This is a genomic window from Streptomyces amritsarensis (genome assembly GCF_001953875.1).
Classification (GTDB): Bacteria; Actinomycetota; Actinomycetes; order Streptomycetales; family Streptomycetaceae; genus Streptomyces; species Streptomyces amritsarensis.
Window position 1 is genome coordinate 1 of sequence record NZ_MQUR01000152.1, and the last position, 11242, is coordinate 11242.

10 protein-coding genes are annotated in these 11242 nt (G+C 71.9%); 4 read left to right on the forward strand and 6 right to left on the reverse strand.

Going from position 1 to position 11242, the window contains the following annotated elements; all coding sequences use genetic code 11:
* Window positions 1-483 precede the first annotated feature (483 nt).
* Window positions 484-1203 (reverse strand): cytidylyl-2-hydroxypropylphosphonate hydrolase, encoded by a 720-nt coding sequence (gene fomD, locus AVW11_RS34110; protein WP_060180490.1) that lies wholly within the window; start codon window positions 1201-1203, stop codon window positions 484-486.
* Between the two features lie 111 nt (window positions 1204-1314).
* Complete coding sequence (locus AVW11_RS34115; RefSeq protein WP_076046958.1) at window positions 1315-2718, reverse strand: class II fumarate hydratase; 1404 nt, start codon at window positions 2716-2718, stop codon at window positions 1315-1317.
* 108 nt (window positions 2719-2826) lie between these two features.
* Here AVW11_RS34115 and AVW11_RS34120 point away from each other — a divergent pair, with 108 nt between their 5' ends.
* The gene (locus AVW11_RS34120) at window positions 2827-4356 is read left to right on the forward strand and encodes a ricin-type beta-trefoil lectin domain protein (RefSeq protein ID WP_076046959.1); all 1530 of its coding nucleotides are present in this window, start codon (window positions 2827-2829) and stop codon (window positions 4354-4356) included.
* A 71-nt stretch (window positions 4357-4427) separates the two neighbouring features.
* Here AVW11_RS34120 and AVW11_RS34125 read toward each other — a convergent pair whose 3' ends face one another.
* Window positions 4428-5195 carry a glycerophosphodiester phosphodiesterase gene (locus AVW11_RS34125; RefSeq protein WP_076046960.1) on the reverse strand — a complete coding sequence of 256 codons (768 nt, stop codon included), beginning with the start codon at window positions 5193-5195 and terminating at the stop codon, window positions 4428-4430.
* 241 nt (window positions 5196-5436) lie between these two features.
* Window positions 5437-7101 carry a fumarate hydratase gene (locus tag AVW11_RS34130; RefSeq protein WP_060180495.1) on the reverse strand — a complete coding sequence of 555 codons (1665 nt, stop codon included), beginning with the start codon at window positions 7099-7101 and terminating at the stop codon, window positions 5437-5439.
* 157 nt (window positions 7102-7258) lie between these two features.
* Here AVW11_RS34130 and AVW11_RS34135 point away from each other — a divergent pair, with 157 nt between their 5' ends.
* Both AVW11_RS34135 and AVW11_RS34140 read left to right on the forward strand, forming a co-directional pair.
* Window positions 7259-7915 carry a DUF1707 SHOCT-like domain-containing protein gene (locus AVW11_RS34135; protein WP_076046961.1) on the forward strand — a complete coding sequence of 219 codons (657 nt, stop codon included), beginning with the start codon at window positions 7259-7261 and terminating at the stop codon, window positions 7913-7915.
* Window positions 7916-8086: 171 nt separating this feature from the next.
* Window positions 8087-8503, forward strand: a complete 417-nt coding sequence (locus tag AVW11_RS34140) for a WhiB family transcriptional regulator (RefSeq protein WP_030850372.1) — start codon at window positions 8087-8089, stop codon at window positions 8501-8503.
* Between the two features lie 252 nt (window positions 8504-8755).
* Here AVW11_RS34140 and glpX read toward each other — a convergent pair whose 3' ends face one another.
* Entirely contained in the window at window positions 8756-9787 is a 1032-nt protein-coding gene (gene glpX, locus AVW11_RS34145; RefSeq protein ID WP_030850369.1) for a class II fructose-bisphosphatase, read from the reverse strand.
* A gap of 283 nt (window positions 9788-10070) precedes the next feature.
* Here glpX and AVW11_RS34150 point away from each other — a divergent pair, with 283 nt between their 5' ends.
* On the forward strand, window positions 10071-10589 hold the full coding sequence (locus AVW11_RS34150) for a DUF4245 domain-containing protein (protein ID WP_225885141.1): 519 nt from the start codon (window positions 10071-10073) through the stop codon (window positions 10587-10589).
* Here AVW11_RS34150 and AVW11_RS34155 read toward each other — a convergent pair.
* Window positions 10573-11082, reverse strand: coding sequence for a hypothetical protein (locus tag AVW11_RS34155; RefSeq protein ID WP_076046962.1), 510 nt, complete (start codon window positions 11080-11082; stop codon window positions 10573-10575). The two genes, AVW11_RS34150 and AVW11_RS34155, sit on opposite strands and share 17 nt — an antisense overlap.
* Window positions 11083-11242: the final 160 nt, after the last annotated feature.

Here is an 11242-nt window from a genome sequence, read left to right on the forward strand (position 1 = left end):
CCGCCGCGGCGGCCGCCGCGCCCGGCTCGGCCGCGGGTCCGGCACCGGCGCCCGCGGCATGCGTGCGTACGGCCTCGGTGGCGGCGATGGGCGCCTTGCCGTGGCCGGCCTCGTCCGTACCTCCGCCGGAGGCGACGGGCTGCGGGCCCTCCTGGGAGGTGGGGTACTCCGTCACGCGTGGAATTCCGTCCGTTTGCGCTCGATGTGCGCTGCACTCAACTCGGTCAGTCGCGGTATACCCGCTCAGCGGCCCGGGCACCATCGCCCAGAGGTTCCTCGCTCGAACTTCTCCCCCGGCATGCGGCCGGGAGCTCCCCGGGCGGACCCGCCGCCCCGTCGTCGCCTCTCCTCGTGTGCCGACCTCCGGTCAGATCCCGTGTGCAGAAAGACACTTGCCGATGTGCGGCCCGACCGCACCGTCGCGCGTGCGCGACCTCGCGGAGGACGATCCTACGTTTGAACCCCGGGGGCGCATCAAGGGTCTCATGAGGTCATATGCGCCGGGGTGCGGTCCCAGTCCTCGGGCAGGGCCGGAATCCGCCAGGTCGGATCCGGCCGCCAATCCTGCCAGCCGGCCGAGAACGGAGCACCCCATTCCTCGATCAGGGCGACCGCCGCACTGCCTGCCTCCCGTACCCGCCCGGCCTGCTCACGGCCCATCAGGCCGGACCGCTGGGCCTGGGCGAACTCGTCCTCGTCCAGCCACTTCCAACTGCGGTCGGGATAGACGGCGATGTCCAGGAAGTGGTCCTCGGAATCCACTCCACCGGCCCATCTCGAGCGCGGCTCCTCCAGGTTCACGTACCAGTTCTTGAACGTCCAGCCCGATCCCCAGAACAGCCAGACCGACCACGGGTCCCCGGGGCGGGCCAGCTTCAGCACACCGCCGCCGAACCAGCGCGAACGCACGGTCGTGCGCGGCACGGTGTACCGGGTGGCGAGCGGTTCCTCGTGGACGGGGCTGCCGTCGGCGAGGACCGGCTTGACGCATTCGGTGCCGGGGGCCATCCAGACGGCGAGCATCTCGTCGGTGTCCTGCACCACGGTCACCGGGCGGCAGATGTGCACCGCGCCCTTCAGCCCCGGGGCGTGGTCGCGGTAGCGCCACAGGATCTGGTCCCCGGGCGACCAGCGCCCGCCGCGCGCGGGACCCGGCTGCGCGCCCGGCGCCCGGCTGCTCCCGGGCTCGAAGGTACCTGTCATGCGCAGATCTTAGGGCGGGGGCCCCCGCGCCCGCTGCGGTGCAGGTCACGGAGCGATTCGCGGCCGAGAACGACCGGATCCGGCCCCCACCCCCGGGGTGTCGGCGGCCGGTCAGGGACGCGTCATGCGCAGGACGTCCAGGGCCTCGTCGAGCTGTTCCAGGGTGAGGTCGCCGCGTTCCACGTAACCGGACTCCAGGACGACCTCCCTGATCGTCCTGCGCTCGGCGAGGGACCTCTTGGCCACCTTCGCGGCCTCCTCGTAGCCGATGTAGCGGTTGAGCGGGGTCACCACGGAGGGCGAGGACTCGGCGTACTCCCTGGCCCGGGCCTCGTCGGCGGTGATCCCGTCGACCGTGCGGTCGGCCAGCAGGCGGCTCGCGCCGGCCAGCAGCCGGATCGATTCGAGGAGGTTGCGGGCCATCACCGGCAGCATCACGTTGAGTTCGAAGTTGCCGGACGCGCCCGCCACGGCGACGGTGGCGTCGTTGCCCATGACCTGTGCGGCGACCATCAGGACGGCCTCCGGGACCACCGGATTGACCTTCCCCGGCATGATCGAGGAGCCGGGCTGGAGGTCCGGCAGACTGATTTCGGCCAAACCGGTCCGCGGGCCCGACGCCATCCAGCGCAGATCGTTGCAGATCTTGGTGAGCGAGACGGCGACCGTGCGGAGCATGCCCGAGGTCTCCACCAGCGCGTCCCGCGCGCCCTGGGCCTCGAAGTGGTCGCGCGCCTCCGTCAGCGGCAGCCCGGTGGCGATCGCCACCTCGGCGATCACGGCGGCCGAGAAGCCGGGCGGGGTGTTGATGCCGGTGCCCACCGCCGTCCCGCCCAGGGGGAGTTCGGCGAGGCGGGGCAGGGACGCGCGCAGCCGCTCGACGCCGTAGCGGATCTGGGCCGCGTACCCGCCGAACTCCTGGCCGAGGGTGACCGGGGTGGCGTCCATCAGGTGGGTCCGGCCCGCCTTGACCACCCGGTCGAACTCCACCGCCTTGCGTTCCAGCGCGGCGGCGAGATGCTCCAGCGCCGGGACCAGGTCGTTCGCGACGGCGGCGGTGGCGGCGATGTGGATGGACGAGGGGAAGACGTCGTTCGAGCTCTGCGAGGCGTTGACGTGGTCGTTGGGGTGGACGTCCCGGCCCAGGCGCTCGGTGGCCAGGGTCGCGATGACCTCGTTGGTGTTCATGTTGGACGAGGTCCCCGACCCGGTCTGGAAGACGTCCACGGGGAAGTGCTCGTCCCAGCGCCCGTCCGCGACCTCGGCGGCGGCGGACCGGATCGCGTCGGCGACGTCCTGGTCCACCACGCCGAGGCGTGCGTTCACGAGGGCGGCCGCGCCCTTGATCCGGGCGAGGGCCTCGATGTGGGCCCGCTCCAGCCGCTGTCCTGAGAGGGGGAAGTTCTCCACGGCGCGCTGCGTCTGCGCGCGCCACTTGGCGTGCAGGGGCACCCGCACGTCGCCCATGGAGTCGTGCTCCGTGCGGAACCCGTCGGCCTGCTGATCGTCTGTCATGTCTGTTGCCTCCCAAAAAAGTTGAGCAATTCTCTTGTTGGAAGTGTTCCCAACTCCCCTACTGACCAGTAAATACCGTGGGTAACACCCATATCCCGGGAGGCGTCCATGGCACGTGCCCGCACGAAGCCCACGCTCAGATCTACCCTCGCCGCCGTCGCGGCGTTCGCGGCCGCCCTGGGGGGCGTCACCGCCGTCACCCCCATGGCCCAGGCGGCCACCGCCTCCGGGGTCGTCAAACCCCTCCCGCCCGAGCTGGAGGCGATCCGCGCCGCCGAAGCCGTCACGATCTACGGCGACCCCGCCGTGCGCCCGCCGGCGGACCGCAGGACCGGCCTGATCTCGCTCGGCGACAGCGAGATCTCCGGCGAGGGCGTCGGCACCTACGACCCGGCGACCAACACCCCGAACAACCAGTGCCACCGCTCGCCCGACGCGGCGATCCACCGCACCGGCATCCCGGCCGACCTCACCTTCAACGTCGCCTGCTCCGGCGGCTACACCGGCAACATCAGGATCGGAGGCAGCAAGCAGTACGCCGACGAGCTGGTGCAGAGCGACAGCCTCGCCATCAAGGCCCGCAACACCAGGATCAAGATGGTCCTGCTGGTCGCCGGCGCCAACGACGACCTCCAGTTCGGCCCCGTCATGACCGACTGCGTGACCCGCTGGATCCTCAGCCAGGGCACCTGCGAGCCCAAGTACGCCCCCGGCTGGCAGGCCCGCGTCGACGGCCTGAGGCCCAAGGTGGAGGCCACCGTCGCCGACCTCAGGACGGTCATGCGCGACGCCGGCTACGCCGACGCCGACTACAAGCTCGTCGTGATGGGCTACCCCAGCCCCATCGGCCCCGACTTCCACGACAACCCGAACTTCCCCGGGAAGCTGCCCGGCGGCTGCGCCGGCTACGACTCCGACGCCACCTGGGGCCGCAACTACGCGGTGCCCACCTTCCAGAAGGGCATGCGCGCCGCGGCCCTGGCCTCCGGCGCGATCTACCTCGACAACTCCCGGCTCTTCCACGGCCACGAGGTCTGCATGGAGGACACCTGGGCCCGCGGGCTCTACCTGGACCTCGGGGACCACTTCCCGTGGGACGAGAACACCGCCCGCCAGTCCTTCCACCCCAACTACCGCGGACACGGGGCCTTCGCGTCCTGCCTGACCCAGCTCTACGACTCGGGCCTGCGCGAGGCCTCCTGCGCCGACCCCGCCAGCACCGGCACGCCCGTCCTCCAGGCCGGGGCCTGGGACGACAAGTTCAAGCCGCTCAGGAACGAGGCCACCGGCACCTGCCTCGACTCCTTCGGAGGCTCCAGCGCCAACGAGACGAAGATCGTCGGCTGGGACTGCCACGGCGGCCGCAACCAGGGCTGGTGGTACGACACCGCCCGCAAGTCCGTCCACATCGAGCTGACCCAGGACCGCTGCCTCGACGCCCCCGGCGCCAACTACGGCTCCGGCACCGGCCTGATCATCTGGAACTGCCACGGCGGAGCCAACCAGCAGTTCTTCCGCGACGGCGCCACCCTGCGGCCCGCCGCCGCCCCGGGCATGTGCCTGACCGTGGCCGCCGCCCGCGAACCGCTGCGCCTGCAGACCTGCACCGGAGCCGCGAACCAGCGCTTCGGGGCATAACCGCCCCGCACCACCGGACCCCCCACGCCCGGCCGGCGCACCCCGGCCGGGTGCCCCCGTACCGCCGGCGGTCACAGGGAGCCCAGGTACTCCCGCACCTCGCGCGGCCGGTTCGTGATCAGGGTGTCCACGCCGAGCCGCACGCACAGCTCCACATCCTCGGGCTCGTCGACCGTCCACACCCGCACCCGCAGCCCCTTGGCCTTCAACCGCCCCACCAGCCCCGGATCCTTGCGCACCAGGTCGATGCCCGGTCCGGCGTGCCCCGCGAACGGCGGCCGCACCGGACGCAGCCGCCGCTCGATCAGGTACACGGCCGGCAAGCCGGGCGCGAGCCGGTTCAACCTGATCAGGGCGTTGCGCGAGAAACTCATCACCTCGACCAGCCCCGCCCGGCCGTCCGCCAGCCCGTGGTCCTTCAGCACCCGCACGAGCTCGGCCTCCAGACGGCCGCCCGCCCGCGTGGGGTGCTTGGTCTCCACGGCCAGCCCGACGGGCCGGTCCGCGGCCAGCGCCTCCTTCAGCAGATCCTCGAAGAGCAGCACCTGCGCCCCGCGGTGCGCCTCGCCCTTCCAGCCGCCGAAGTCGAGCGCGGACAGCTCCTCGTAGGTCATCTCCGAGACCACCCCGCGCCCGTCCGAGGTCCGCTCCACGCGCCGGTCGTGCACGCAGACCAGCCGGTGGTCGGCGGTGAGCCGTACGTCGCATTCGAGGGCGTCGGCACCGTCCGCGACGGCCTGCCGGTAGGCGGCCAGAGTGTGCTCGGGGTGCTCGTGGGAGGCCCCGCGATGGGCGACGACCCGGACGGCGCGGGCGGTACGGAGCTGCGTGTGCGTCATGCCCCCGACGTTATCCGGATGCACGGGGCGCCCCGGTACCGCATCCTGCCCGGATGGCGTCGCCGCCCGGGCGGCGGGGTACCGGGCCACCCCCGTGGAGGCCCGGTACCTGACGGCTCCCGCCGCGGCGCCGGGGGAGCCGGGGCGACCTTGAAGCCCCCCCGGCTGCATCGGCCGAACAGCGAAAACCCCGAGGGGCCCTCTGTCGTTCGGCAGAGGGCCCCTCGTCGCAGGAGCGGTGCTACAGCCCCGGTCCGCGGACGGGGATGTGGGTGAACGTCGGCTCGGGGGCCGGATTCTGGAAGAAGTCGTTGCCCTTGTCGTCGACCACGATGAACGCCGGGAAGTCCTCGACCTCGATCTTCCAGACGGCCTCCATGCCGAGCTCCTCGTACTCCAGGACCTCGACCTTCTTGATGCAGTCCTGGGCCAGGCGCGCCGCGGGGCCGCCGATCGAGCCCAGGTAGAAGCCGCCGTGCGCGGCGCACGCGTCCGTCACCTGCTGGGAGCGGTTGCCCTTGGCCAGCATGACCTTCGAGCCGCCCGCCGCCTGGAACTGCTCGACGTAGGAGTCCATGCGGCCGGCCGTGGTCGGGCCGAAGGAGCCCGACGCGTAGCCCTCGGGGGTCTTCGCGGGGCCGGCGTAGTAGACCGGGTGGTCCTTCAGGTACTGCGGCATCTCCGCGCCCGAGTCCAGCAGTTCCTTGATCTTGGCGTGCGCGATGTCGCGCGCCACGACCAGCGGGCCGGTCAGCGACAGGCGGGTCTTGACCGGGTGCTTGGTCAGGGTCGCCAGGATGTCGTCCATCGGCTGGTTCAGATCGATGGAGACGACGTCCGAGGACTGCGACAGGTGCTCGTCCGTGGTGTCCGGCAGGAAGCGGGCCGGGTCGCGCTCCAGCTGCTCCAGGAAGACGCCCTCGGCGGTGATCTTCGCGGTGGCCTGGCGGTCCGCCGAGCAGGACACGGCGATCGCGACGGGCAGGGAGGCGCCGTGGCGGGGCAGGCGCACGACGCGGACGTCGTGGCAGAAGTACTTGCCGCCGAACTGCGCGCCGATGCCGATCTTCTGCGTCAGCTCGAAGACCTGCTGCTCCAGTGCCTCGTCGCGGAAGCCGTGGCCCAGCGGCGAGCCCTCGCGGGGCAGCTCGTCCAGGTAGTGCGCGGAGGCGTACTTGGCGGTCTTGAGCGCGTGCTCGGCGGAGGTGCCGCCGACCACGATCGCCAGGTGGTAGGGCGGGCAGGCCGCCGTACCGAGCGAGCGGATCTTCTCCTCCAGGAACTTCATCATGGAGGCCTCGTTGAGGACCGCCTTGGTCTCCTGGTAGAGGAAGGACTTGTTGGCCGAACCGCCGCCCTTGGCCATGAAGAGGAACTTGTACGCGCCGCCGTCGGTCGCGTACAGCTCGATCTGCGCGGGCAGGTTCGAGCCGGTGTTCTTCTCCTCCCACATGGTGAGGGGGGCCATCTGCGAGTAGCGCAGGTTCAGGCGGGTGTAGGCGTCGTAGATGCCGCGCGAGAGCGCCGCCTCGTCGCCGCCCTCGGTCAGCACGTTCTGGCCGCGCTTGCCCATCACGATCGCCGTGCCCGTGTCCTGGCACATCGGCAGGACGCCGGCCGCCGCGATGTTGGCGTTCTTGAGGAGGTCGAGCGCGACGAACTTGTCGTTCGACGAGGCCTCCGGGTCGTCGATGATGCGGCGCAGCTGCGCGAGGTGCGCGGGGCGCAGGAAGTGCTGGATGTCGTGGATGGCCTCCTCGGCGAGCTTGCGCAGCGCCTCCGGCTCGACCTTGAGGAACGTACGGCCGTCAGCCTCGAAGGTGGACACGCCCTCGGCGGTCACCAGCCGGTAGGGGGTGGTGTCCTCGCCCAGGGGCAGCAGGTCGGTGTACGCGAACTCCGGCATTGGGGCCATTCCTCACTCTGCAGACAGCACTGACGACCAGATTGGCAGCGCAGTCCTCCAGCGTAGGACCTCCCGCCCGGCGTGTGTTTGTGAGGTAAGGCTCACTCGCACCGACTCGGTAGTATCGCGATCTATCGTGTCTCGCTATGCTGGCGTCGTGGACCTGGAAAAGCACCCCGCCGCCCCCGCGCCCGGCCCCGCCGCGCTGCGCGCCTCCGACGCCGACCGGGACCGGATCGCGCAGGTCCTCGGCGACGCCCTCGCCGAAGGCAGGCTGACCGCCGAGGAGCATTCCGAGCGCCTGGACACGCTGTACGCGGTCAAGACCGTCGGCGAGCTGGAAGCGCTCGTACGGGATCTGCCCGCGCCCGGCGGCGTCCACACCCCGGCCCCGTCCGCGTACGCGGGGGCCGCCGGCCAGGCCGCGGAGACCATCGTCGCCGTGTGCAGCAGCTCCAGCCGCAAGGGCCGCTGGCGGCCCGGCGCTCACACCCGCGCGGTCTCGGTCATGGGCGACATCACCATCGACCTCACCGAGGCGGTCTTCGAACAGCAGGTCACAGAGATCAATGTGACGTGCGTCCTCGGGAACGTGGAGGTCCTGGTCCCGGAGAACGTCACCCTGCGCGGCTACGGCAGCGGGGTCCTCGGCAACTTCGAGGTGCGCGGCGAGGGCCGAGGCGAGACCGACCCGCAGGCGCCCGTCGTGATCGTCCGCGGCTTCTCCCTGCTCGGCAACATCGAGGCGCGGCCCAAGCTGGGCGCCCGCCTCGTCGACCTGGCCCGCAAGCTGCGGGGACGCCGCGACGGCTGAAACGCGGCCGGGACGGGGCGGTGGCACGCGGCGGCGGCCAACCCGGATGCGGAGGGTCTCGTTTCGGACGAACCCCGGGCGCCCGGTGGCACGCGGTGCATAGGGGCGCGTACAGCGGGTAGGGACAGGTGCGTCGTCTCTCGCTCACGTATACGTCGTCAGGAGTAGACCGTGCCGCATCCGCCGCATCAGTCCCTGCAGGTAGCCGCCGTGAAGAGCCTTCAGGGTCCTGCGGCACGCCCATCGGCCGTGCCGCAGCCGCGGGTGCCGGCGCCGGCCAGGGCGGCGGAGGACGGCCCCTGGCACGCGGAGGCGGTGTGCCGCCGCGACGAGGCGGGGCTGTTCTTCGCGCCGTCCAAGGAGCCGACCGCCGCCCGGCTCTCCCGCGAGGAGGCCGCGAAGCGCGTCTGCGCCCGCTGCCCGGTGATGGTCGCCTGCCGCGAGCACGCGCTGCTCCAGCCCGAGCCGTACGGGGTCTGGGGCGGTCTCACCGCGGCCGAGCGCCGGGTGGTGCTGGCCCGGATGCGGCGCCGCTCCGCCGAGCTGCGCCAAGCCCCCGGCGCGGGGTCGATAGCCGCGGCGGGCTGAGCCGGCCGCCACCGTCGCCGACCGGGCCGGTCACGCCGCCAGGGCAGGCCGCTGTCCGCGGCACGCCGCGGACGCACGGCCACGGACGGCCCCGCGCGGCCACGGTCGGCCCCGGGGCGCGGCCACGGTCGACCGCGATGCCCCGTGCTCCCGTGCGGCCCGTGCGTCCTCCACGTCTCGTACGCGGACACGCGAGAGGGGCGGTCACCCCCGCACAGGGTGACCGCCCCTCTCGCGTTGTGCCCCCGCCTGCTACTGGGCGCGGTCGAAGTCGATCGCGCTGTACGCGCGCAGCTTCGACAGGCGGTGCGTGGAGTCGATCTTCCGGATGGTGCCGGACTTGGAGCGCATGACCAGCGAGGACGTCGTGGCGGTCTCGGAGCGGTAGTGCACACCGCGCAGCAGCTCGCCGTCGGTGATGCCGGTGGCGACGAAGAAGACGTTCTCGCCCGAGACCAGGTCGGTGGTGGTGAGCACGCGGTCCAGGTCGTGGCCGGCGTCGAGGGCCTTCTGGCGCTCGGCGTCGTCCTTCGGCCACAGCTTGCCCTGGATCACGCCGCCCAGGCACTTGATCGCGCAGGCCGAGATGATGCCCTCGGGGGTGCCGCCGATGCCCAGCAGCAGGTCCACGCCGGTGCCCTCGCGGGCGGCCATGATGGAGCCGGCGACGTCGCCGTCGGAGATGAACTTGATGCGCGCGCCGGTCTCGCGGATCTCCCGGACGATGCCCTCGTGGCGGGGGCGGTCCAGGATGACGACCGTGACGTCCTCGGCGGCCATGCCCTTGGCCTTGGCGACCCGGCGGATGTTCACCGAGACCGGGGCGTTGATGTCGACGAAGTCGGCGGCCTCGGGGCCGGTGACCAGCTTGTCCATGTAGAACACGGCGGACGGGTCGAACATCGTGCCGCGGTCGGCGGCCGCCAGGACGGCGATGGCGTTCGGCATGCCCTTGGCGTTCAGGGTGGTGCCGTCGATCGGGTCGACGGCGATGTCGACCTCGGCGCCCGTGCCGTCGCCGACCTGCTCCCCGTTGAAGAGCATCGGGGCTTCGTCCTTCTCGCCCTCGCCGATGACGACGACGCCGTTCATCGAGACGGTGGAGATCAGGGTCCTCATCGCGTTGACCGCGGCGCCGTCCGCGCCGATCTTGTCGCCGCGGCCGACCCACCGGCCGGCGGCCATGGCGGCCGCCTCGGTGACCCGTACGAGTTCGAGCGCGAGGTTGCGGTCGGGGGCCTCCGGAGAGACTTCGAGCTGGGGCGGCAGGTTGTGCTCGGTCATCGGAGCGCACCTTTCTGTACGGCGACGGCCGGGAAGTGAGGGTGCTGGAACTCTATCGGTACGTCGACATATTGAGCAGGGCGGGTCACGTATGAGCGGAATATCGGTCATTCGATTGTCCTGAGCGAACGCCTTGCGCCCCGTGCGGGAGACCGGGCGCGGATGGGGCCCGGATCGGGCCGGGACGGGGTGGGGCGACTCAAGGGTGCGCCGCGCGGCGCGCCCGCGCGACCCCGGCGGTGATCGCCGGCCGGCGATGCGGGACGATGGTGCCGTGGCAGGTATGAAAGGCAAGCAGACGGTCTGGGACATGGTCCGGTCGCTGGCGGTGATCGGAGTCGTCGTCGCCGGGATCTACCTCTTCGTCCCGCATGACGACAAGGCCGATCCCACACGCACGGTCGACTACCGGGTGGAGACCATCACGGCCCGGCGCGCGGCCCCGTACCCGGTGGCCGCCCCCGTGGGCCTGCCGGAGCAGTGGCGCGCGACCTCGGTGACGTACGAGCGCAAGAACGCCGACGCCTGGCACCTGGGCTTCCTCGACCCGCAGCAGCAGTACGCGGCGGTCGAGCAGTCCACCGACACCTCCGTGAAGTACCTGGAGCGGGTCACCCAGAAGGCCACGGCCTCCGGGCAGACCCAGCAGGTCGGCGACACGGCCTGGGAGCGCTGGGACGGCGAGAAGTACGACGCCCTCGTGCGGCGGGAGCAGGGCTACGTCACGGTGGTGACCGGCACCGCCTCCTTCGAGCAGCTCGGCGCGCTGGCGGCGGCACTGGAGTTCAAGCAGGGCCGCTGAGGGCTGTCCCGTCATCCCCGGCGGCGCGGCCCTCGCCGGCCATGAAGCGCCAGACCAGGGCGTGCCCCAGCACGATCAGGCCGATCAGCATCAGCGCCTCGGCCTGGATCGGCCGCAGCCCGAACGGCTCGGCGAGCTCGGGGAAGGCCCCGACCACCGCGATCAGGGCGTAGAGCAGCGCGGCCGCGGCCTGCTGCCAGATCAGGAACCGGTTCCCGCGCGCCCGCGCCAGCAGCCGCAGCGTGCAGACGCAGCCGATCAGCGCGAGGACGACGAACGCCGCCCGCCAGATGTGCGGCTGCTCGGTGCCGCCGATCTGGGCGAACAGGCCCATCAGGGCGGGCAGCAGGAACGACAGGTAGATCCCGCCGACGACGCGCCGCAGGGCGGGGTCGCGCATCCAGTCGTGGTGGCTCTGGACGACGTTCCACCACAGCCCGACCAGGGTGAAGCAGGTGGCGGAGAACAGGGCGTAGAAGGTGCTGACGTCCATGGACGACGAGGGTGGCAGCCATCGCGTCGGCCGTGCCCGTGCCACGCCCGTCGCCGCCCCGGATTCCGCCGGTACGGACCAGGCGGGTGGGACGGGCCGGGCGGGCGGGGCGGCTGCGGCGGACGTGCGCGAAGGGCCGTGGCCCCCGGTGGTCCGGGGG

Excerpts from the sequence above, each read along its gene's own strand:
- fomD (WP_060180490.1), bottom strand. The coding sequence starts at position 1,203 with ATGACAGGTACCTTCGAGCCCGGGAGCAGCCGGGCGCCGGGCGCGCAG.
- AVW11_RS34115 (WP_076046958.1), bottom strand. The coding sequence starts at position 2,718 with ATGACAGACGATCAGCAGGCCGACGGGTTCCGCACGGAGCACGACTCC.
- AVW11_RS34120 (WP_076046959.1), top strand. The coding sequence starts at position 2,827 with ATGGCACGTGCCCGCACGAAGCCCACGCTCAGATCTACCCTCGCCGCC.
- AVW11_RS34125 (WP_076046960.1), bottom strand. The coding sequence starts at position 5,195 with ATGACGCACACGCAGCTCCGTACCGCCCGCGCCGTCCGGGTCGTCGCC.
- AVW11_RS34130 (WP_060180495.1), bottom strand. The coding sequence starts at position 7,101 with ATGCCGGAGTTCGCGTACACCGACCTGCTGCCCCTGGGCGAGGACACC.
- glpX (WP_030850369.1), bottom strand. The coding sequence starts at position 9,787 with ATGACCGAGCACAACCTGCCGCCCCAGCTCGAAGTCTCTCCGGAGGCC.
- AVW11_RS34150 (WP_225885141.1), top strand. The coding sequence starts at position 10,071 with ATGAAAGGCAAGCAGACGGTCTGGGACATGGTCCGGTCGCTGGCGGTG.
- AVW11_RS34155 (WP_076046962.1), bottom strand. The coding sequence starts at position 11,082 with ATGGACGTCAGCACCTTCTACGCCCTGTTCTCCGCCACCTGCTTCACC.